This is a genomic window from Holospora curviuscula (genome assembly GCF_002930195.1).
GTDB lineage: Bacteria > Pseudomonadota > Alphaproteobacteria > Holosporales > Holosporaceae > Holospora > Holospora curviuscula.
In genome coordinates this window covers 1-22,199 of the sequence record NZ_PHHC01000065.1, presented here as the reverse complement: position 1 = coordinate 22,199, position 22,199 = coordinate 1, and the positions used below count along the sequence as shown (strand labels likewise).

19 protein-coding genes, 1 tRNA gene and 1 pseudogene are annotated in these 22,199 nt (G+C 37.6%); 14 read left to right on the top strand and 7 right to left on the bottom strand.

Annotated elements, in window-relative coordinates; translation table 11 throughout:
- Positions 1-860: 860 nt before the first annotated feature.
- Positions 861-1,541 carry a TlpA family protein disulfide reductase gene (locus tag HCUR_RS01450; RefSeq protein WP_129591822.1) on the bottom strand — a complete coding sequence of 227 codons (681 nt, stop codon included), beginning with the start codon at positions 1,539-1,541 and terminating at the stop codon, positions 861-863.
- A 66-nt stretch (positions 1,542-1,607) separates the two neighbouring features.
- Here HCUR_RS01450 and HCUR_RS08190 point away from each other — a divergent pair, with 66 nt between their 5' ends.
- A complete protein-coding gene (locus HCUR_RS08190) occupies positions 1,608-1,763 on the top strand; it encodes a hypothetical protein (protein WP_165780619.1) in 156 nt (51 codons plus the stop codon).
- 276 nt (positions 1,764-2,039) lie between these two features.
- Here HCUR_RS08190 and HCUR_RS01445 read toward each other — a convergent pair whose 3' ends face one another.
- Positions 2,040-3,902, bottom strand: coding sequence for an ABC transporter substrate-binding protein (locus HCUR_RS01445; protein ID WP_165780617.1), 1,863 nt, complete (start codon positions 3,900-3,902; stop codon positions 2,040-2,042).
- A 123-nt stretch (positions 3,903-4,025) separates the two neighbouring features.
- Between HCUR_RS01445 and HCUR_RS01440 the strand changes: the two genes are divergently transcribed.
- The 3 genes and pseudogenes from HCUR_RS01440 to HCUR_RS09455 form a co-directional block, all read left to right on the top strand.
- A complete protein-coding gene (locus HCUR_RS01440; protein WP_104206426.1) occupies positions 4,026-4,385 on the top strand; it encodes a HesB/IscA family protein in 360 nt (119 codons plus the stop codon).
- Between the two features lie 30 nt (positions 4,386-4,415).
- Complete coding sequence (gene plsY / locus HCUR_RS01435; RefSeq protein ID WP_104206425.1) at positions 4,416-5,069, top strand: glycerol-3-phosphate 1-O-acyltransferase PlsY; 654 nt, start codon at positions 4,416-4,418, stop codon at positions 5,067-5,069.
- Positions 5,070-5,356: 287 nt separating this feature from the next.
- A pseudogene (locus HCUR_RS09455) lies at positions 5,357-5,980 on the top strand (IS5 family transposase); the annotation flags it as partial.
- A gap of 154 nt (positions 5,981-6,134) precedes the next feature.
- Here HCUR_RS09455 and alr read toward each other — a convergent pair.
- Positions 6,135-7,208: an alanine racemase gene (gene alr / locus HCUR_RS01425; RefSeq protein ID WP_104206424.1), complete on the bottom strand. Its 1,074-nt coding sequence runs from the start codon at positions 7,206-7,208 to the stop codon at positions 6,135-6,137.
- 144 nt (positions 7,209-7,352) lie between these two features.
- On the opposite strand from alr, the gene HCUR_RS01420 reads away from it, so the two are divergent.
- The 8 genes from HCUR_RS01420 (at position 7,353) to asnB (ending at position 16,577) form a co-directional block, all read left to right on the top strand.
- Complete coding sequence (locus tag HCUR_RS01420; RefSeq protein ID WP_104206423.1) at positions 7,353-7,685, top strand: frataxin family protein; 333 nt, start codon at positions 7,353-7,355, stop codon at positions 7,683-7,685.
- A gap of 143 nt (positions 7,686-7,828) precedes the next feature.
- On the top strand, positions 7,829-8,770 hold the full coding sequence (locus tag HCUR_RS01415; protein WP_104206422.1) for a CBS domain-containing protein: 942 nt from the start codon (positions 7,829-7,831) through the stop codon (positions 8,768-8,770).
- A gap of 840 nt (positions 8,771-9,610) precedes the next feature.
- Complete coding sequence (locus HCUR_RS08990; protein WP_104206421.1) at positions 9,611-9,991, top strand: transposase; 381 nt, start codon at positions 9,611-9,613, stop codon at positions 9,989-9,991.
- A complete protein-coding gene (locus tag HCUR_RS08985) occupies positions 9,963-10,373 on the top strand; it encodes a transposase (protein WP_104206420.1) in 411 nt (136 codons plus the stop codon). The genes HCUR_RS08990 and HCUR_RS08985 overlap by 29 nt, the downstream gene beginning before the upstream one ends.
- Before the next feature lie 554 nt (positions 10,374-10,927).
- Positions 10,928-11,662, top strand: a complete 735-nt coding sequence (locus tag HCUR_RS01400; RefSeq protein ID WP_104206419.1) for a transaldolase family protein — start codon at positions 10,928-10,930, stop codon at positions 11,660-11,662.
- Between the two features lie 125 nt (positions 11,663-11,787).
- Positions 11,788-13,578, top strand: coding sequence for an aspartate--tRNA ligase (aspS, locus tag HCUR_RS01395; RefSeq protein ID WP_104206418.1), 1,791 nt, complete (start codon positions 11,788-11,790; stop codon positions 13,576-13,578).
- Positions 13,579-14,213: 635 nt separating this feature from the next.
- On the top strand, positions 14,214-14,477 hold the full coding sequence (locus HCUR_RS01390; protein ID WP_104206417.1) for a protein kinase family protein: 264 nt from the start codon (positions 14,214-14,216) through the stop codon (positions 14,475-14,477).
- Positions 14,478-14,726: 249 nt separating this feature from the next.
- Entirely contained in the window at positions 14,727-16,577 is a 1,851-nt protein-coding gene (gene asnB / locus HCUR_RS01385) for an asparagine synthase (glutamine-hydrolyzing) (protein WP_104206416.1), read from the top strand.
- Positions 16,578-16,810: 233 nt separating this feature from the next.
- Here asnB and HCUR_RS07675 read toward each other — a convergent pair whose 3' ends face one another.
- Both HCUR_RS07675 and HCUR_RS01375 read right to left on the bottom strand, forming a co-directional pair.
- Positions 16,811-17,167: a transposase gene (locus HCUR_RS07675; protein ID WP_279337420.1), complete on the bottom strand. Its 357-nt coding sequence runs from the start codon at positions 17,165-17,167 to the stop codon at positions 16,811-16,813.
- The gene (locus HCUR_RS01375) at positions 17,124-17,414 is read right to left on the bottom strand and encodes a transposase (protein WP_129591820.1); all 291 of its coding nucleotides are present in this window, start codon (positions 17,412-17,414) and stop codon (positions 17,124-17,126) included. Before HCUR_RS01375 ends, HCUR_RS07675 begins: the two co-directional genes overlap by 44 nt.
- 1,299 nt (positions 17,415-18,713) lie before the next feature.
- Here HCUR_RS01375 and HCUR_RS01370 point away from each other — a divergent pair.
- A tRNA-Leu gene (locus HCUR_RS01370) sits at positions 18,714-18,797 on the top strand.
- 23 nt (positions 18,798-18,820) lie between these two features.
- Positions 18,821-19,945: an ABC transporter ATP-binding protein gene (locus tag HCUR_RS01365; protein WP_104206414.1), complete on the top strand. Its 1,125-nt coding sequence runs from the start codon at positions 18,821-18,823 to the stop codon at positions 19,943-19,945.
- Between the two features lie 945 nt (positions 19,946-20,890).
- Here HCUR_RS01365 and HCUR_RS01355 read toward each other — a convergent pair.
- Positions 20,891-21,859, bottom strand: a complete 969-nt coding sequence (locus tag HCUR_RS01355) for a hypothetical protein (protein ID WP_104206412.1) — start codon at positions 21,857-21,859, stop codon at positions 20,891-20,893.
- A gap of 154 nt (positions 21,860-22,013) precedes the next feature.
- Positions 22,014-22,199, bottom strand: a 186-nt coding sequence (locus HCUR_RS07670) for a transposase (protein ID WP_207760853.1), incomplete at its 5' end; no start/stop codon positions are given.

Sequence of the window (22,199 nt, the reverse complement as noted above, 5' to 3'; positions counted from 1 at the left end):
TAGCCTTATGGGTCTTGACAAAAGTAGAATTTATCATGAACCATTCAAAATCAGGATCATCTACGAAGATCCCAAGTAAATTCCTTGTCACGCCCTCTACAAAACTGCCTGTGTACATGGTTCTAATGACCATAATCTGGTGGTAAATCTCGCCAGGATGCACTCGTTCTAAAGATTCACATTATTGCGGTGCAATCCCGCCCCAGTTCTTACGCTACCAGAAAAATACCCTTCTATTTTGCTTCATAATTTATCGCTTATATCATGTCTACGGTGACTTTAGTCCATCATCTTAACTCCATTTTTTGCTGTTCTCATTCATAATAAACGATTATCGCATTACTACTATGCACTCAAAATCTCGTGATGACACACCCTAGCATTGTTTTTTCTTAAAAAATGTTCAGCAGTTAACGGTACATCAGAACGCTAAAAGCGTTCCTTTCAGTACAATGAATCTACAATCAATGAGAACCTTGAATGTAAGAAAACGCTTTCAAGAAATTTATAAAAACTAGGATCATTTTCTGAATCAATGATATTTAGGGCTGCGCACTCACGGTTAACATCACGCATCAAAGCAGCCAAGCAGATAAAAACGTTGGAATGGCCTGAAAGAAATACCTTATTAAAAATAGTCTTCTGGCAGGATTTCATTCCATACTTTAAGCGGCTACGAGAAAAGCTAGGGAAGTACAGTGAAACACTTCAAAATAAGTTCTGTTACTTGCTAGCTGGAAAGATGCCTTTGAAGACCATTAATTCTTTTATTACTTAGTCATTGTTCATAAGAGTTCTTTTTAGCTAATTTCTCAACAAAAATCTCATATTTTATGTTTTCAAACTATTTTTTTTGGCTGCTATCGAAAATTTTTATTTCTATACAGATTTTTTTTACGTCGTTTTTGTTTAAAGTTTCTTTCTTTTGTGGAGGGGTGTATAAAAGTCTTCAAGGTATTTATTACCGGAACACTGTCCCATTCTTTAGCACCTACACCATTCCACAAAAGCTTTCCCGCGGCGTCAAACAAAAAGAAAGCGGGAATACTTTGAACGCGATATTTTGCTAAAAAATCTTGATTATTTTTCCCCTGATTGATATAAAATAAGGGAAGGGTAGAAGTAATGTCATTAGGGCCGTCTATCGCAACACAGACAATTTTTAAATTTGGCATCAAGCTTGCTAAGCGCTCTAAACTGGGAAATTCTCTTAAACAGGGTCCACAAAAAGAGCCCCAAAAGATCAGTAAAATGGGTAATTTATAGGAATATTCTTTTAAGGTTAAAATTTTTTTTCCCTCCATAGAAGAGAATCGTAATTCTTGATACAATGTATAAGATTTGGAGGCTTCTAGTCTAGTCTTTTTTATGGAAGACTTTTTCCTTAGAGGGGGAGAGAGTTGTGGTAGGTCTACTAAATCTTTATCCAGGTCTTCCATAATATCTTTAGCAAGAGGATCCTGAGCTCCCTTCGGGGCATCTAACCAAAAAAAACTGATAGCAATCAAAGTAATGAATCTATTAAATACTTTTTTTTTCACTTTTAAAACTTTTGTTTTCCTTTTTTTTAAGGTAGCATAATACAAATTTAATCTCAAGAAGAGAAAATGAGAACCCCCATTCTTTTATGGAGTGCAAAAATACTTTTTCTAATTATGCTTATGGGCTGTGGTATGAAAGGAAAGTTACGTCCTGTGGAAAAAGATTCTTACCCAAGATCTTATCCAGAAAAAAAAATCGAAAATATCAATAAAAAGAAATAAAAAACAAAAAAATCAAAATAATTTTATTTTAAAATTTTTCGAATACAATAAAAATAATGAATCCCAGCTCAAAAAAAATGACTAATATTATTGATTTAGATTTTTATAGAAATTTTAATATTGTTCTTACGATAGAAGAATCTGATCTTATGAGTTTTTGCTACTATCTTCAACCCGTATTTAAGTCCGATCCTACCCAAAGAAATTCAGAACAAGAAGAATAAGGCTTTGGGATTGCTCCCGAGAGCCTGTTGAAAAGAAAAAACTCGTTTTTCGTTACGGATGTGTTTGAAAAATGCTCCAATAAGAGGTAACAGGAGAAGAATCTGGAATATGATGTATAGGATCGGGGATTCCAATATGCTTCCAATGAGCAATAATTTTAGTGGTATAGTAATGTAAAGGTAAAACATAACAACCACGTTTAAGGATACGATCTAAAATACGAAGCCATAATTCATATTTTTTCTGATTATTCAAGGATAACATCATGTTCTGACAGGCAAAATCAACATTAGGATCTTGAATACAAGAATAATTTTTACCCTGGGGACCTGCATGTTCTGAAGTCCAGTAATAGACTTGTTCAGCACCGGGGGAATTAGAAATTCTCCGTTCTTCCACCACTACATCGAAGTCTTTTTGTGAAATTTTTTGATAATACGCTGTCTCATCTACTTCTTTTACTTGGGCGTCAATACCAAAATCTTTTAGGTATATAGAAAATCGTCCAGCCCACACTTTTTCTTCCTTTCTCTTGACCGTAATGGTAAAAGACATAGGGACTCCATCTTTTTGTAAAAGATTATTTTTTAATCGCCATCCCGAAATTTTGAAATGATCTGAGATTGCCTTTTTGCTTTGGAGCGTCGGGCCAAAAATATCTGTAAGAGGTAGAGGAAGAGTCAAAAGTAGGGCCTGTTCTTCAGGGCTTAATGGCTCTAACGCAGCATAGGGAGTACCTTGAAAAAAACTACGGATACGACAAGATTGCTTTCCTAGAATACGCTGGAAATCTAAAAATTTTAAATTTAATATTGCGCTGATTCCCTGTCTAACTCGAATATCTCGAAATAAAGGACGCTTGCTATTCAAAAAAAATCCCATCATTCCTATGGGTTCATTGTGAATAATTTTATGAATTTTTATGGAAGAACCCTGGGCAGGAAAAGAGGCGTAATTTTCCCACTGATGGGGATTATCTTCTATCCATACATCTACTTCCCCTCTGCGAAATGCTGCAAAAGCTGCCTCTTTTGTAAGAAATCGTCTATAGTGGAGGGTATCCGCATTGGCAATTCCTTGAAACTGCGGAAGATTCTTGCCCCAAAAATCCGGAACTCTTTCGTAAATCGTGACATGGTCTGTATGTTGACGCAACCGATAGGGACCACTGCCCATTAAGGGATTCATTAAATTTTCAACACCGTTTCTATGACGAAGATCCTCTTCAGACAGCACAGGAAGTCCTGCAATGACTAAAGGAAACTCGGGGTCGTAACGGGGACTACACCCCGATTTTTCTTCGATAGGAGCGATATAAAACGTAATCGTTCTAGTGTTTTCTACCGAAATACGAGAAATTTTTGTTCCAATTCGCTTACGATGAGCAGATCCATAGCGACAAAAATAGTTAAAGGTCGCCAAAACGTCTTGAGCAGTTATAGGGCGTCCATCATGAAAGCGCGCGTTAGGATCAAGATAAAACGTAATCCAAGAATTATCTTTTGCTTTACGAATTTTTTGAGCACAATAGGGAATCATGTGAAAAGGACACTCCCAACATCGCATCATAAGAGAAGAAATAGCCATACCAGGAACATAGGCTGAGTAGAGTCCAGGCGGAACACTGATGGATACGAACGGATCTAAAGAGGTAAAAGAAGGTGCCACCATTGCCAATCGGATAAGCCCTCCTTTAGGTGCTCTGGGGTTGACTAATCTTTGCGCATGAAACGTGTGGTCTACACGATACATAGTAAAATTTGTACCCTCTTCAAAAGACTTCTTAAAAAAAGAAGAGGTTTCCTGGAAGTTAATAGGTACAGGGTTTAAGGTGCACATATCACCCACAGTATCCCGTGTTTCTTTTTTAATAGATTCCGTTATTTTTTTAGCGCTACCACCTAGATTTGACATGCTTATTGTGGCACAATAAAAGACAGCCTTATTTAATTTTTTTCTCATTATACTAATTAAAAATGTTTCTAAAAACTTTAACTGAATGTATAAAAAAATGCAATCCCAAAAGGTAAGTTTCTTATGAATAACTCCTCTGAAGCAGTACTTATTTTTACAGAGCGAGGTGCTGCTCAGCTAAAACAGGTGGAACACGCTAGAGGAGCACCAGTGGTGTTACGAGTTCGTGTTACTGGTGGTGGATGTGCCGGATTCCAGTACGTACTCTCCTTAGAAGATCCTAAGGTTATGGAAAAAAATTCTGAAGATATATGCATCACTCAAGCTGGTGTGTCTGCTGTGACAGATAAGCGTTCTCTTGCCTATATTCAAGGGAGCACTATTGATTATCAAGAAACTCTTATGATGAGTCAGTTTGTTATTTTAAATCCGAATTCTGATGGACAGTGTAGTTGTGGCAGCTCATTTCAAATAAAGTCCTAAGTGCATTATTACTCTAGGGAGTAGAATACAATGTTTTTCTTGAACAATATTGTGAAGGGAAGTTTTTCTAATTGGTACATAAGTATTTTTTGGATTGTGCTTGGATACGTTCTAGGAAGCATTCCTTTTGGGCTAATTATTCCTAAAATTTGGAAGAATGTTGATCCTAGAAAATGGGGATCGGGAAGCTCTGGGACCACCAACGTGTATCGAAGTGCGGGCTGGAAATGTGCAGTTTGTGTAGCTTTTGCAGACATATTAAAAAGTATGGTGCCTGTACTCTGTGTGCTTAAGGGCTTAGGATGCGTTTCTTTAGCGATGGGGGTTGCGCTCAGTGGTGTTGTAGGACATATTTGGTCATGCTTTTTGAAATTCAAAGGAGGAAAAGGAGTGGCCACAGGGGCAGGCGCCTTGTTCCCGTTTATTCCTTATTGGATTGGAATTTCCATGGTACTATGGTTTGTATTAGCACGGTATACTCGGTATGCAGTACTTGCCAGTATTATCGCTACAGTAACAGTTATAGTGGGAGGATCGTTGACGCGATTTGATGCTTTGTTTACGCTGTTCACCATGACTTTAGGGGGTATTATTTTTTTCGCGCACAAAAAGAATTTTGTGCGCCTGACTCAAGGTAAAGAAAATAGAATTGACACAAAGATCCATGAACATAAAATATTATAGAATATCATTGGAAAGCATACCTTAAAAAATCCTTAAAATCCTATAATCTATTAAAGTGCTGTGAACCAAAAAGCTATCCTTAGTTAAATGGTTTTTCTGTACCAGTCAAGCATTATTCTGACGAAGGATATTCATTTATTGTATAGGAGACTCGAAGCCATTATAAGGTTTAGATAACGTATTAGATTTTGCAAGTATTGATGCATTTTGAGTCGAAGAACGTTTATCTGGGGCTTGTCACCATAGTTAAAACAGTTCTATGATAAGAACAATAAATGTAAAAGCTTTTTATCAACGCCGTCTTTTGGATATTGCGCACTGGCGCACCCTGGAGAGATTTACCTCCTGACTTATGGCCACTGAAAAAACACGCATCGACGCTTTTGCAGATGGCGGGACAAAGGCGTTTGGCAAGGGGTGTTAGAATCACTTGTGATGGAGCCTGATTTTGAGTGGCTCATGATTTGATGCAAGCCCTATCAAAGTACACCCTCATGCAGCAGGAGCGCGTGATGGAAACCAAGTCATGGAACGAACAAAAGGGGGCTCAATTCCAAAATACATATAGCCGTGGATGCAACTGGTATGCCAGTGCGAATCCTTGTTACAGAAGATAGCACAGCTGATTGTACACAGGCTGAGGCTTTTATTGAGGGCATAAACGCCCAAGGTCTTTTAGCCGACAAAGGCTATGATTCAGATGCTGTACTAGACATGGCAAACAGTCAAACCATTCAAGCGATGATTCCTGCAAAAAAGAAGGGAAAAGAACAGTGCTTCTATGACAAAGAAATACCTTCTTGCATCTTAAGCGATGGAGAGGCATCGCCACGCGATACGCCAAAAACAGCTCCTCCTTTCTTGCAGCCGCCCAAATACGCTGTCTTACCCTTTGGCTCAATATCTCGTAACGACACTATCTAGGGTGATGGTTGTATTTTATTGTATCACAAGATTTAAGTTTCGTGGGTGCCCTCATCAGAATGCGTTAAACTTATTTGTGTACGACCTTGAGATTTTTGAGGAAACCTGCTTTTTTCTTAAAGTACGGTGCTCACTTTATCTTTAAACCCAAAGACTTTTTGGACGATTCTGGATACCTGCCAAGATGCTCCATATATGTTCATGGGTGTAGGGTAAGAGCTCTTCCAATGGTAATGCTTCGCCCCATAACGTGACCGGATCTCCCACTCGAGCATAAGGCATCCCACGCAAATCTACGGTTAACATATCCATAGAGATACGCCCTGCAATTTTGCACAATGCATTATTCACCAAAATTGGAGCACCATCACGAATTGTAGAAGGATAACCATCTCCATAGCCTACGGCGACTACTCCCACAGGCATAGAAGTTTTACAGACATATCTTCCGCCATAGCCTAAAGTTTGCCCTTGCTCTGCCTGAAAAACCCGAATGAGTTGACTGGTTAAAGACATAACCGGTTTTAATCCTAGAGCCTGGGCACTGTGTTCTGGAAATGGACTGCATCCGTACAAAAGCAACCCAGGGCGGACGACGTCACTAATCTTTCCCTGGGGTATCAAACAAGACGCAGAATTTTCCAAACTTTTAATGGCAGATTTTCCCTCTAAAAATTTAGAAAATGCTTGGTATTGTAAAACATTCATGGGGTGTCCTGTAATATCTGCGCAGGCAAAATGAGACATTATTCCAAAGGGGGCCTCGATAGAGTTATGATGGTACATTTCTTCGTATATCCGTTCTGCCTCTAGAAGAGTAAACCCTAAGCGTCCCATTCCAGTATCTATTTTTAACCACGCTTTTACAGGTACAGGAGCTGCTTTAAACCATTCCCATTGTTGAGAGGATTGAAACACGACCGAAAGTCCATGTTTCCAAGCCAACATAAACTCAGAGGGACAAAACACACCCTCCATTAAAATAATAGGAGTTTGAACAGAAAAATTACGTAAAACTAGGGCCTCATCTATACTTGAAACGCCAAAATACTCTACATGCCCTTCTAAAATACCAGAGACTCTGCGGATTCCATGACCATAGGCGTTGGCTTTTACCATAGCAATAACTTTACATAGGGGATAACGCGCCCGTATAGTGGACAAATTGTAACGTAAATTTTCTTGAGAAAGGACTATATACGTGGGACGCGCCATACTTAAATTTTCTTACTTTTTTTTATTTTAGGGCAAGGACGTTCTATATTCAAGCATTTGGACAAGATAAGCTTAAAAGCAGAGTTGAAATTACAAACAAAGTATTTTATTCTTGTCACCAGAGACTAAAAAGCTTTATATTATTTGTACACATTTTTAGAGTCTGCGCAAGCCCTTTTAAATGAACTTTTCTTTCGTCTTCATGACTTCGAAGAAATACTTCATTGGGATATCAATGAAAGAGAGGGCGTTATGGAAGTGCGTATTCCGGGAGTACCTTCGGTGTATTTGATTCATCGACATGATGCGTTGCAGCAAATTTGGCTTTCTTCTCCTCTTTCTGGAGGATGGCATTTTAGTTTTGATGGTCAGCGCAATGGATGGTACGATACGAGGAGAGATCAGCCGTTATTTTCCATGCTTTTTTTAGAATTGAAGCCTTATATTCCTAAGTCTTTATGGGGAAAATGGGAATAAAATATATGATAGGCTTAGGTGTGGAAAGTATTTTTTTTATTTGATTTTTGCGAAAGGCTGTATTTCGTATAAAAATTAATTGAACGATTATGATGATGTTTAGCGTGTGTTGGATTAATTTTACGTAGCTTTAAGGTGTTTTTATGTATAATCCCTTGTCTGTTGTCTACACCCACAGTTTAGCACTTTATGAAATGGCTAAATCTCTTCCAGAAAATCTTCCTTACTGTATAAACAAATTACACACCACAAAGGGGCGTATTATATGTGTGGGTATTGGAAAAAGTGCTTTTATTTTACAAAAAATTTCTAGTAGCTTTGCCTCCGTTGGTTTGGCTTCTCAATTTCTAGATCCCATCCAAGGTGCTCATGGAGATTTGGGTGGATTGAAAGAACATGATATAATTTTAGCAGGATCTTATGGAGGGGAATCTACTGAGCTTATTCCGATATTATCGTTTACTCAGGAAAAAAATATATTTTCTATCCTTATGACGGCGTTCCCCTCGAAGCGCTTAGCTCAAATAGCTACAGCGACCTTGCTTCTTCCGCAGGTTAAAGAAGCGGGTCCTCTAGGGTGTGTCCCCAGTACATCTTCATTGGTCATGCTGGTACTGGGAGATATTTTGGTAAGCGCATTAGAATGCAATATAACTTTAGAACAGTATCGTTCCCATCATCCCCATGGTGCTTTAGGGTTCAAGCTGGCGCCTGTTACCCAAACTATGAGTTCGGGCAATGATCTCCCTTTGGTTACACTGACGACACCCACTATGGAAACTTTAATGATTATGAGTGAAAAACGTCTTGGATGTGCAGGGGTATTAAATGAAGCAGGACAGCTGGTTGGCGTCATTTCAGATGGCGATGTGCGACGGGCTTGCGTAAATTTAGGAGATATTACTCCTTATTTTGCTTCAGATATTATGAAGAAAAATCCTAAAACCGTACCGGCTCACGCCATCGTAGAGGATGCACTGAAGGTTATGGAACATTATAAAATTACATTTGTTTTTGTTGTAAGTTCTGAGCATAAACCTTTAGGAATGATTCATATGCATGATAGCTGGAAGAATGTCCGATAGCGCAGTGTTTAGTAGCGTAATTAGTTTATATAAAAAAATATATTTTTTCTTTAGCACCATTATCAGAGCGTATTGATGATTTAATAAAAGTGAAAATATAAAGCAGTGATCTAAGATTAGCAGTCATAGCACATGTCAAATTAGGGACTCATTAAAAATCAGTAGCTGCATTATTTTTAATTAGAAAGAATGTTGTTACCAGTGAGTGCGCAAGGTGCAGGGAAAAAAAGTGCGTTTTAGTAAAACCCAAAAGGTGTAGTAAAAAAATAAATCTAGGTGGGTTAAACTACTTATGTTAAGCCTATGCCTAATAAATCCCTACAAAAAACAGAAAAAGAGTTCGATGTTAGCCATTCTGCCATTCATAAAAGACTAAAGCTTTTGGGATTTAGGTATAAAAGAAAGACTTTAAATATTTGGAAGCAAGTTAGGAAAAAGAAGATCTTATGTAGAAAAAATAAAATAAATTATTTATGGAGATACCATACTGTGCATTAGACTTTGTGCGTAAGGATCAAATTTAAAACGTTGAACGTTCACTCTATTTGATGTGACACGGCAACACGCATAAAAGACAAGTCAGGAAAACGATCTTGTTTTTAGAAAAAGTAGAGTCTAGGTTATTATAAAAAACCTGGACATACTTTCACATCACCCTTTAAAGACATGCTTGTTTTAGTATCCAAGATATAAAACAAATATATAGCCCATCAAAAAAGAACCCACTTTAAGTTAAAAGAACATTGAGTGCTTTTTAGAAGACACTCTAAGAACTGGTCTCAATGAATGTATTTAAAGATTAGGCTGGATTTGATATAAATCTTCTAAAAGGGAGGATTTATGGTTTATCCAAGTGATTTAAGGGACCGAGATTGGGAGTTGATCAAGGATCATTTTGCCACAGGAAAGTATGGAAACTGCGCGGTTCATAGCCGTCGCAGTCTTGTGAATGGGATTTTGTACGTCGTCAAAACGGGGTGTCAGTGGCGCATGTTGCCTAAGGATTTTCCGCCTTGGAAGACGGTTTATGGATATTTTCGACGCCTGTCAAAGCTCGGAATTTGGGAAAAAGTTCTGGCCGATTTGGTGAAAATCAAGCGTCTGAAAAGTGCCCGAAATGAGCATCCAAGCCTCCTCATCATCGATGCACAAAGCGTAAAAACCTCTAGAAAAGGCGAACAACGCGGCTTTGATGGGGGAAAAAAAGGTCAAGGGGCGTAAGCGCAAGATCGTCGTGGACACGCAAGGCAACCTTCACCAAGTACTCGTTCACGCAGCGAATATCCAGGATTCCAAGGGCGGGGCCGTGCTGGCGGATATCGTTTTGAGACAACAGAAAGATGTGAAGAGACTGTTGGCTAACCTGGGTTACAGAAAATTTTTTGAGGAAGTTGTGACGCGTTTGCATAAGCGTTCAGTCACATTTTCATCAAAAATCACAGGGCAGTTTGTGATTCAGCCAAAGCGCTGGATCGTTGAGCGCACCATCGCCTGGCTCAACTGGGCACGGTGTCTTTCCAAGGATTTTGAGCAAAAATGTATCTATTCTGAAAACATCCTCCGTATCTCAGCGATTGCTTTAACGTTGAGGCAAATCCATTGAGACAGGTTCTAAAACCTACGCTCTGTGTGCAAATAAAACCCTTATTACGGCGGTAAGAAAAAACGGCATCCACTCAAGAAAAAAATTCCCAGAAAAATGTTGACCGTGGTTTTGCTCAGCCCAAAATTATGTATTGGCTGAAGTCTACAAAATAATGCAAAAGGTTCGCCATTAATTTGAATATTATCGCTGATATCGTTAATCTCAAAAACTGATTCTGCCCCATCTAAAAGTTGTTATGATTAGAACTACAGGATCTATTCCCTAGTCCCTAAAATTTTTTCATCTCGTAGCTCATTTTTAATCTTGATTTTTAAATGTAGTCAAGGATTAGATACACCATATTCCTCTTCAGCAATTTTTTTTCTGATGAACAATACTGATTCAAAAAAATATTTATTTATTAAAATAAACAATGTGAACAGCTGAATATTAATTTATTAATTGTTCAAAGCGAATAGTTTTTTCTTGAAAGCCTTTTGAATCCTCTTCTATTTAATCCAAATAGGTGGTACCATAGAAAAAATTAAGGAAAATAAGAGGAAAAAAACTCGGTGAAATTTTTTCTAGATAGTGTTTCCATCACAGAAATTTCTGATAGTGTACAGTTGGGAATTATTCGGGGAATTACAACGAATCCCTCTCTTTTAGCGAAAGAAGCAGATGGATCTAGAGGGGGGCAGTTTAATATTTCTCTCAAGGAATACATAAAAGCGATTTGCAATGCCGGTCCTGGGCTTCCCGTTAGCGTTGAGGTCACCGGAGAAACCACTGATGAAATGGTGCAACAAGGTCTGTGGTTTTCTCAGTGGTCTCCTCAGATTGTTGTAAAGGTTCCATTAACTGGTGCAGGTCTAAAAGCATGTCGTGGGTTAGCAGAAAAGGGAATTTCTGTAAACGTTACGCTATGCTTTTCTTTGAATCAAGCGCTGTTAGCAGCCCAGGCAGGTGCTACATACCTTTCAGTGTTTTGGGGACGTCTTGAGGATGATGGGCAAGATGCTTTTAGTGTAATAAAAGAAATCCATCATATGCTTCAAGAAACTAAATGTTCTACCCAACTTTTGGTAGCCTCCATACGGAATATGGATCAAGTACGTCGAGCACTCTTTACTGGAGCGCCCATCGCAACACTTCCTTTTTCTGTGTTAAAAGCGATGCTTCAACATTCCTTAACGGATAAAGGACTAGAGCAATTTCGACAAGACAGCAAAATTTGGGCTCATTATCTTTTCCAAGATCATCATCAACCTTGGGAGCGTGCTTTAGGAACAGGACTTCACGGATAGAGTTTTTACGAAATAGAATTTAATTCAAAGAGTAAAATTAAAACTACATTTTTTTATCATAAGGGAGCGCACATCCCATTCATTTGCTTTTTTCCCTTGTGCTACTAGTATCAGGAGTACGCCTCATGAATTTTTTGTATAGAACAGAGTATTGCGGGACATTAAGACCACATCATGATGGAACAATCGTCAAGCTTTCAGGCTGGATTCATCGTAAACGAGATCATGGCCAGCTTTTGTTCATTGATTTGCGAGACCATTACGGAATAGCTCAGTGTGTTATTAATCCTTCTAGTCCAGCGTTTTCTATATTGGAACATGCTCCCTTAGAGTCTGTAGTATCCGTAGAAGGACAAGTCGTACTGCGCCAAGCACATCTTATTAACGAAAAAATAGAAACCGGGGCAATAGAAGTACAGATCCAGTCTTCAGTCATTTTATCTCAAGCAGACCCCCTACCTCTTAGTGTCAATTCCGATATCCCTTTTCCTGAAGAAACAAGACTGAAGTATCGATTTTTAGATTTACGCCGCCCTAAGCTTCATGAACAAATCGTGCTACGAAGTCATATCATCCAATTTTTAAGAGACCATATGCAAAAACAGGGATTTTTAGAAATTCAAACACCAATTTTGACTGGAACCAGTCCGGAAGGAGCGCGAGATTACGTAGTTCCCAGTAGGCTTTATCCTGGACAATTTTATGCACTTCCTCAAGCTCCTCAGCAATTTAAGCAACTTCTTATGGCTTCAGGATTTGATAAATATTTTCAAATTTCTCCTTGTTTTCGAGATGAAGATCCAAGGGCGGATCGTTCCCCTGGAGAATTTTATCAGCTAGATATGGAAATGGCTTTTGTAACACAGGAAGATGTGTTTTCTGTGTTGGAGCCCCTGCTGCGTAATACCTTTCAAAAGTTTGCACCAAAAGGCTGGGAAGTACCGTTAGATCGGTTTCCCCGCATTTCTTATGATCAGGCTATTGAAGATTATGGGACGGATAAACCAGATTTACGTAATCCGTTAAAAATTTTTAATGTGTCCTCTATTTTGAGCCGTTCTACTTTTTCTCCTTTTCGAGATGCATTATCTCACAAAGGTGTGGTGCGCGCATTAAAAGTTCCTGGGTTAGGGGAGCAAACGCGCCAATTCTTAAAAAATCTGGAAGCTTGGTCACTGGAACAGGGGGCTCCCGGATTGGGGTACATTGTACGCAAAGGAGGAAAATGGCAAGGCCCCTTGGTTAAATTTTTTTCTGATGAAGAGCAATACACATTATCTAGTATGTTCGGAGACGAAGAAGGATTGGGGCTATGTTTTATGGCAGGATCTTGTAAAGAAAGCGCACATTTTCTAGGTAAATTACGTGTACATGTATGGAAATTGCTGAATCCTTTAGGAGAAAAAACGTTTCAATTTTGTTGGATTGTGGATTTTCCTATGTATGAACAGGATCTTGTAACGAAACAGATTATTTTTTCTCACAATCCATTTTCTATGCCCCAGGGAGGGATGAAAGCGTTGTTGTCTTGTGAACCCTTGAATATTAAGGCGTTTCAGTACGATATTGTCTGTAATGGTGTAGAATTGTGCAGTGGCGCTATACGAAATCATGATCCAAAAATTATGCAAAAAGCTTTTGAAATAGCGGGCTATGATGCGCAGGACGTAGAACGTCAATTTGGTGCCTTACTTAATGCTTTTCGTTATGGGGTTCCTCCTCATGGAGGGGCAGCTCCAGGAATCGAACGTATGGTTATGTTACTCTGTGAAGCGCCAAATATTCGTGAAGTTATTGCGTTTCCTTGGACACAACAAGGAAAAGATCTTTTGATGCAGGCGCCCGGTCCATTACCTTTAGAGCGTTGGAAAGAGCTTCATCTACGTCCTGGAGAAGCGCTACACTCAGTAAAGTAGGTTTTTTGTGCTAAGAATTTTTTTGAATTATTAACATAAAATAGTCTTAATGAAAAACTACCTTAAGGAAATGCACTTCATAGCAGGTGATATACTTATAGCACTTCGTTTTTCATAAAACCTACGGAAGTAACGCCTAGAAGTTAAGCCACATTTTCAACAGCGTGAATTAATTTTTACGCACTTATGGATGACGTGATGTGCCAATGATTTAAAAATTTTCTAGGGTTTTTGAGTAACGATTGCTTAGTATCCTCTAATAAGTTTTATTTTTCAAAAATTTACCTAAAGAACGCTTTTATAATAAAATGAAAATATAAAATTGATTTAGATCACTAAACGATGACTTGTTTCCAGAAATTTTTCTTTAAGAATTACACAAAAGCTTTTCACCTCACGGCTTTTAGTGCGATCGATTCGGAAATCTCGAATACCAATGTACGTCCATAAAACCTTGTGAGGGAGGCCTGCGCTGTGCAAGTTAGGGGAGGGGGCGCCTATTGTGGCGTGACTTTTAAGAGTTCTGTTCAGGCTATCTTCAAGTGAATTCGCGCTGCTTCAGATTTCGTGCAGAAGCCTCAGGAACCCTCGGAAGAGGTTATGCAAGGAGACGAACATTAAAAATTCTTCTGTGAATGGAAAAAAATTTGGCTCTGGAGAGCGATTTTTGGGCATCACGCACGCTCTCAAATGGTATCTCCAGTAAAGGGCGTTCTGACAAATATTTAATGCAGTTTATTCATAAAATTGACAACACTTCCTGTGTTTTTGTATCCGAGGAATTTTTTCGTATTTTACCTGAAAGTCGAGACTTTTTTAGTAAAGATTTGACGTATATTATTGAGCAAACGCACAGCGACATCTCTCCGGATTTAAAAAACAAAGTCTTCAAGCCGTAGCGTGGATAGAGTTTACCCTTATTTTCAAGCTTTTTTATTTCTTTCAGCACACTCTTCAAAATAGTCTTATTTTTATTACTCTCTTCTTATCGTTCTTTCGTTGAATGTCTTTTATTTTTTTACCACAAAAATAGTCTTTTAGGAATTTTTGATTTAAATACGGTACTCCTACTTTGGCGTGCTGCGCCCTTGACTTTTTTTTCTTATACAGCGCATAGTATTTAGAATATTATTTAGAAATCTGTAAAAATGTGTGGTATCGTAGGTGTTTGGGATTTAAAACATCGTTACAATCCTGAAACTTTGCGAGAGTTTGTAACTCAAGTCTGTGAAGCATTGCGTTGGAGAGGTCCAGATGATGGCGGAATGTGGAGTGATGACCAATCTGGTATTGTATTAGGGCATCGACGATTATCGATTTTAGATCTCTCTCCTGGAGGTCATCAGCCTATGGTTTCTGCTTCTGGACGTTATGTAATAATTTATAATGGAGAAGTTTATAATGCTTTAGATTATCGAGACACTTTCTCTACACTTCAAGGTCAAAGTGATACAGAAATTCTTTTAGAAGGCTGTGAAGCTTGGGGACCGGTCGAGGCGTGTCGTCGTTTTCGTGGAATGTTTGCTTTTGCATTGTGGGATAGTGCGACTAAAACTTTATATTTAGCAAGAGACCGTGTAGGGGTAAAGCCCTTGTATTGGGGGAAAGTAGAATCACTTTTTGTATTTACCTCAGAGCTTAAAGCATTACACCATTGTCCTGGTTGGAAAGGTACTCTATGTCAGCAGGCAGTATCTTGCTTTTTTCAGTTAGGGTACGTGATGGATCCCTTGGCGATTTACGAGGGCTTTCAGAAACTAGTTCCAGGAACTGTAATGGAAATTTCTTTTCAAGGCTCTATGGTCTCTCATTGTTTCTGGGATCATAAAACGCTAATCCATGAGACACCTTTAGCGTTTCGTTCTACAGAAGAACAACTGCGTATCTTAGAAAATTTGTTATTGGATAATGTACAGCGACGAATGATCTGTGATGTTCCGGTAGGAGCTTTTTTGTCTGGGGGAATTGATAGCGGCTTGGTGACTGCGATGATGCAGAAGCTCCAAAAAAACACTCCCGTACATTCTTTTTCTATCGGATTTGGGGTCAAAGCATACAATGAAGCTCATAGCGCAGAAGCGGTGGCGCGTCACATCGGAACACAGCATCTTACCACTTATATGACAGGAAAAGATGCATTAGATATACTCTTTGAAGCGTATTGGGATGAACCTTTTGCGGACAGTTCTCAGCTCGCTACAGCCTTTTTGTGTAAACAAGCAAGAAGTCATGGTGTTCTTGTATGTTTGTCTGGAGATGGAGGAGATGAATCGTTTGCTGGGTATACCCGATATTTTGCCCTGGAGATGTTGAGAAGAAAATTGGCTTGGATTCCTTCTTGGGTAAGAAAAGCTGTCGGTACACTAGGGCTACGCTGCGCTTGGATATCACGCCAAAAAGTAAAAACACTGCTTCGAGTCTTAAAAACAGACGATCTTTATGAATCTTACAAGGAAATATGTACCCAACAGCCCACAAAAGGGTTATGGAAAGTACCTTTATTTCCGCTTCCCTTTCCTGGGACTCGTTTATGGGATTCGATTGCATCTATGCAGTATTGGGATATGTTAAGCTATCTTCCCGGGGATATTTTAACCAAAGTAGACCGAGCCAGTATGGCCTACGGTCTAGAAGTTCGCAGTCCCTTTTTAGACCAAACCGTTATTGAGTACGGTTGGACGCTTCCTTTACACCATCGAATTTACCAAGGGCAATCAAAATACTTATTAAGACAGTTGGCATTAAAATGGATTCCCCGGTGTGTTGTACATAATAAAAAAATGGGGTTTGGTGTTCCATTGGGTCATTGGTTACGCACAGATTTGCGTCAGTGGGCAGACGCATTACTGACTTCAGAATCTTTAAATGAAGCAGGGTTCCATGCACAGGCTATTCGCAACCTTTGGAGTACACACCTCAAAGAAAAAGCAGATTTTGGCTACCGTATTTGGAATACTTTAATGTTTTTATATTGGATCCAGAACAGGAAACGAATCTAAAGTTATAAAATACTTTACGACTATACGAAAAAAACTCAATTTTATAAAATTAAGACAGTGAATTATAATTAAAAAAATGAATGATACTGCATAGTAGCTGACGTGGTCAATAATAAATCCATGTCTACGATGATTTTTAACGATTCTTGTAAGACTGGTCTTTTTAATTGTTGGGGAGAGAATTTTTTTTACTACAGTCAAATAAGCCATCATTACCCTATTTTCGACAGCTTCTATAGTAATTTCCTAATCTTTAGACAATCTTGGATAATGATTGAGCCAAGCAAAGATTCGTTTAGCGACCTATCTTTTGGCGAATATCGCCCATCTTGGGGTTCTGAAATTTCAATTGTCTTGTTAAGACCGTTTCCCACAAACGCTAGCATAGTTTTTCCATACCCGGAATCGGCGCAAACACCTTTGAGTGTTGGATATTGTGGCAGAGCCTTTTGAACAATATTGCGCCCCCTTACTGTATCATGTTGATTGGCGTCATCAACAGTAGCATGCACGAGATTACCCTGTGTATCCACAACACTATGGCGTTTAGGTTCCTTTATTTTTTCCTTTGTCAATTCCTCGTTGTTCACAAGCCCCGGTAGTTTTTACACTGTGTGAATCAATCCTGCGATAGCTCGGGTGTTCACTTCCACCAGCCTTTATTTGACGTATCTTGACAAACGCGCTTATTACTTTTTCCCATATTCTTTTGATCTTGCATCTTTGATAAAACGAATGTACAGTGGAGTATGGCGGAAAATCTTTCGGAAGTATTCGCCATGAGAATCCGCTCTTTTTTCTGGTGTTTACTTCTATTACCATACTTGCCCGATTCAAAATGATTGTTAATTAGCGCTCATTCATGATCTATTCAATGCTTTGGATCACTCATTCTGATTACCTTTTAGCCTCCGTATACTCCCTCTTTTTATCCATGAATACAGGTTCTTAGAGAGATGCTTTTCCCAATTATGGCGATTGAAAGAATATACAGTCAAATCTCGGCAGACGGAGCGCAAAAGGTATTTCGCAAAACCTTTTGGATAAAATGATTATAAATCCAGGTTATAAATGATCTATGATCGATGAAAGCCCTGTTATAAGGAATCTTCTGGGATAAACGTAAAGAGCCTTAACCACCCCAAAAAAAGCTCAACAGGAAGCTAAATTTGGTCGTAAATAAGTCTGGGAGTGCAGATCATAGTCACTATTCTATCAGTCACCATTGCTTATTTCACACCAGAGAATAAAGAGTATTGAAATGATATTCACAATCTCCTTGCTGATAAAGAATACGATACCAATGAAATTTTTTATAAATTAATAAAATAAAACGTCAATTTTGTTGTTTTACCAAAGCACAATAGAAAAGAATAAAGAGCGTAGGACAACTATATTTAAAAATACAGCTATCTTTTGAACAATGCTTCTCTGCATCTAAAACTATGGAGAGGGAAACAACACGATAGATCAAAAATATAATACCTTTTCTCGCTTCTGTTCAAATAAGATGACTTTTTACTTGGTTAAATATCTTATGACGGCACGATTTAGGAAAGCTTATCAAGCAGGTTTAAAAAATCTTAATAGGCTTCATATAAAAGAAATTCTACTAAGAAAGAATTTCTTTTATGAATTTTATAGAACCTTCTTTAAACATTAGTTCTATCTGGCTTAAAAAAAGTGAACGTTCATCAATACTTTCTAAATTTAGATTTAAACACTGCTATCTGTATATCTTGCTGACGCTAAGTATACATGGAAAACCTTATACGTCCCTGAAAATGTTGAGCCTGTTTATCCTTTATATCTACTTTCTTGAGTTTAATCCGAGGTTTTGACAATATATTAACATAATTTAATACAACCTCTACACATCGTTTTCATCCCTTATCAACGCGCTGGTCTTGTTTCTTCTTCTATCTTTTCTTTATTGTACACTGCTTCAGAGGTATTTATTTAATTTATGCAAATGGTGTAAAATGTTATAAATATTCTACTCATTTTGTGGTGAGACCTTATTTTAAAAGTGTACAAAAAACAATCTATTAAAACACTTTAAAAAAAAGAATATTTTTTTCTTAGGCTTTTAGGGGCTTCCTTTTAAAAAAAAATTTGATATAATTCAAAGCAGAGGCCCGCTTGGCGTAACGGTAGCCGCAGCAGACTTAAAATCTGCCGATCTGTTTGATCGTGCCGGTTCGAATCTGGCAGCGGGCACTCTAAGGAACTAACAAAAAATCATGAACTTATCTGTATCAGAAAAACCAAAAGTTTTTGGTAAACCTTTAATTCGCATTTGTGATGTTTCCAAATATTACGGTGATGTTCCAGTTATTCAGGACCTAGATTTAGAAATTTATTCTCGAGAATTCTTTTCTATCTTAGGTGGTTCTGGATGTGGGAAGACCACCTTACTAAGGTTATTGGCAGGTCTTGAAAAACCCTCCAAAGGTAAAATTTATGTCGATGACATTGATGTTACTTTAACCCCTTTGTACCAGCTTCCCATTAATATGATGTTTCAGTCTTACGCGCTCTTTCCTCACATGACCGTTATGAATAACATCGCATTCGGATTGCGTAGTCAAAAGTGGTCCACTAATGCTATTCAATCTCGCGTAGAAGAAATGCTTGAATTAGTCCATATGAAAGAATTCATTCATCGTAAACCTTCTCAACTTTCAGGAGGACAGCGTCAACGGGTAGCATTAGCTCGAGCTTTGGCCAGTTCCCCAAAAGTGTTGCTCTTGGATGAGCCAATGGCAGCTTTAGACAAAAAGCTTAGAGAGCGCACTCAATTTGAGCTCGTCAATATTCAAGAACAACTGGGTATTACATTTGTGGTGGTTACCCACGATCAAGAAGAGGCCATGACTATGTCTTCTCGTATTGGAATTATGGAGGCTGGCCGTATCAAACAAGTAGGAACTCCAGGAGAAATTTATGAATATCCTAATTCACTTTCCGTGGCAAAGTTTCTAGGATCTATCAATGTATTTAAAGGTCAAGTTACGACCACTTCAGAAGATTATGTATACGTTTATTGCCCTGTGTTGGATCAAGAACTAGAGGTCTCCTACTCTTCTAGTGCTCCTGTCGGCGCTGATGTACACGTCACAGTTCGACCGGAAAAAATTGTGCTTTCTATCAAGGAATTTGAACCAGTCTCCAATACAACGCAAGGCGTTGTAACGGACGTAGCCTATCTTGGCGATGTCTCTATTTATTACGTAACACTTGCGTCGGGACATGTGATTCTGGCTACTCAGCCTAATTTGATGCGTCTTGCAGAGCGCCCTATTACCTGGGACAGTAAAGTATTTTTGTACTGGCGTCCAGAAAGTAGTATCATGTTAACCATTTAAAAAGTTTAGCTCGTATTTGTATGGGAAATTAACATTGCACTATTTTTTATGTTCGATGAGCTGTTTTTTAATAGGTTCCCTGACTCTGGATTACATTATGTGCCTAGAGTGTTTAATGAAAATGAGATCAGACCGACAGGTCAGTAAAAATACCACGTAATCTCTGGTAGTTTCCTTCTTTTTCTTATGTTTGCAACCGAGTGAACTAAAAATTCTTTATCCTCCTCTTACTGATTTAGGGTATTGTAATAAATCCATTGCGCCTAAAATATTTAACGAATCTTATAACACCCAAGCGTTGAAGTAGGAAGAACAGTGGTTAATTAAGGCACTCACAATCAGCCAAGTTATACAGTGATACAATGCTTTATTTCACACATTGCAGAAGACAAGCATTGATGAAATTTTTGGATTACAGACGGATTTTCTTACCTCCCTATTCTTCTGATCTGAACCCCACTAAGAAATTTTAGACTAATATGAAGCGATGAAGTACAGGAAATATTACTTAATTTTTGGTATTATATCAATAATTAAGTAATATTTTCAAATAGTATATAGAATACATTTAATATAAATTATTATTTAAAATATTATTCAAATTTATATTAATTGTATTAATAAAAAACTCACCGCACTACTGGTACCGCATGGCTCCTGTCATACTGTTTTATTTAAAACTTGGGTAGAGCAAAGATTCATAAACGCGCTCCATTCCTTAGCTTGATTTCAAGATAATGCTGTCTTTTATCCATCCAGGAACATAAAAAAATGCACAGAATCCATAAAGTGTAGAATATTTTTTCCGCCTTAGATCTAAATACTCTATAAAAATTCTTGGATCTAGGAGAATATAAAAGGAATAGATGAAAAAATATCCCACATTTTGATCTAGGATACGATACACTTTCTTATTTCTTTTTCGCTAATTAATGCTAACTTACTTTATCGACTAAGCGCCCAAATTTCCTCTAGTTTTTTTGAAATTTTTTCTGTGAGTTCTGCAGTTGTTTTTATTCTGTCTAAAGCTTTTTTAATTCGATCTTGAGAATTTTTTAAGGACTGTGTGTCTAGAGTAGAAAGATCAGCAGATACTGTAGTGTTTAGACTGTGAAATAATTTTATTGCCAGAAATAATTTTTTTGCTGATAAAAGCATTTTTTTGAAACTGTTGAGCGTTGTTTTTGCGTCTTGAAATAAATTTTTTCTACTTGCGCTTACATTCGCTATACTCGTGTCATTTTTTTGGACATTTTCCGTTATTTTTTCTTTCATATCTTTCATATTAATATTGTTCATAATAGAGAAAAATTCTTCACGTTTTTTATCGTACTCTTTTAGCAATGTGTTAGCCTCTAAAAAAGCAGAATAATTTTTCCGTAAATGCACTACACTTTTCTCAAGAGAATAAGCCTTCATTTCTATCATATCTTGATAAAATGCTCCTAATAAATATATAATTCTTTGATCAAGCTCTTGATCTGTAAGAAAATTTTTTTTTCCATTTATTGTTGATGTAAAAAAACTACTCAAAATTTTTTTAGCAGAATTTTTATTGAAAGTTTTTTCTCCATAACTAATTTTTTTTCTTTCTAAGAGATTGCTGAAAATTTTTCCATACTCTTCTATTCTGTTTTTGGTTACAAATAGATTAAATAGGTATTCTTTGTTATTTTTTAATTCAGCAGAGGAAATATCAATTGGTTCTATTGTTTCAATGCTTTGAAAGAATTGATTTGCCTCTTCAATTTCTTGAAAGAGTTTTACCCACCTGACCTGCCCTAATCTCTCTATTTCCAATACCTTTTGTTGTACACTTGGACCCCTTATTTCAGAAGACTCTTTCCGTTCATCATCATTAGCCATCAGGCAACAACTTAAAGAAAATAAAAACCATATAATATTTTTTTTCATTTATTTATTGAACTAGAACTCGTATTTTCATTCTAATATTTTTTTTTTAACAAATAATTACACCTGAAATGTTATTAAAAAAAATAAATTTTTACACTTTTTTTTGTTAATCTTAGGATAAGAGAAAAGAGCTGTTAGGTAAATAGCCAACTAACTATAAAACAGTTGTAAAGAGTAGCGCGTCAATTGAACAATGTGTAGAACATCGCACCCGTTTAGCCTGAGCCCGTTGTTTCTCAATGGGATTAAGGTCAGGAGAATAAGGAGGTAGGTAAAGTAAAGTATGACCAACATCTTTAATTATTTTTCCGTATAGCTTTACCTTTATGGAAAGCAGCGT

Bases quoted from the DNA above. Each gene is read 5' to 3' on its own strand.
- HCUR_RS08990 (WP_104206421.1), top strand. From the start codon at position 9,611: ATGGTTTATCCAAGTGATTTAAGGGACCGAGATTGGGAGTTGATCAAG.
- HCUR_RS01355 (WP_104206412.1), bottom strand. From the start codon at position 21,859: ATGAAAAAAAATATTATATGGTTTTTATTTTCTTTAAGTTGTTGCCTG.
- alr (WP_104206424.1), bottom strand. From the start codon at position 7,208: ATGGCGCGTCCCACGTATATAGTCCTTTCTCAAGAAAATTTACGTTAC.
- plsY (WP_104206425.1), top strand. From the start codon at position 4,416: ATGTTTTTCTTGAACAATATTGTGAAGGGAAGTTTTTCTAATTGGTAC.
- HCUR_RS08985 (WP_104206420.1), top strand. From the start codon at position 9,963: ATGGGGGAAAAAAAGGTCAAGGGGCGTAAGCGCAAGATCGTCGTGGAC.
- HCUR_RS01415 (WP_104206422.1), top strand. From the start codon at position 7,829: ATGTATAATCCCTTGTCTGTTGTCTACACCCACAGTTTAGCACTTTAT.
- asnB (WP_104206416.1), top strand. From the start codon at position 14,727: ATGTGTGGTATCGTAGGTGTTTGGGATTTAAAACATCGTTACAATCCT.
- HCUR_RS01445 (WP_165780617.1), bottom strand. From the start codon at position 3,902: ATGTCAAATCTAGGTGGTAGCGCTAAAAAAATAACGGAATCTATTAAA.
- HCUR_RS01365 (WP_104206414.1), top strand. From the start codon at position 18,821: ATGAACTTATCTGTATCAGAAAAACCAAAAGTTTTTGGTAAACCTTTA.
- HCUR_RS08190 (WP_165780619.1), top strand. From the start codon at position 1,608: ATGAGAACCCCCATTCTTTTATGGAGTGCAAAAATACTTTTTCTAATT.
- HCUR_RS01390 (WP_104206417.1), top strand. From the start codon at position 14,214: ATGGAAAAAAATTTGGCTCTGGAGAGCGATTTTTGGGCATCACGCACG.
- aspS (WP_104206418.1), top strand. From the start codon at position 11,788: ATGAATTTTTTGTATAGAACAGAGTATTGCGGGACATTAAGACCACAT.
- HCUR_RS01440 (WP_104206426.1), top strand. From the start codon at position 4,026: ATGAATAACTCCTCTGAAGCAGTACTTATTTTTACAGAGCGAGGTGCT.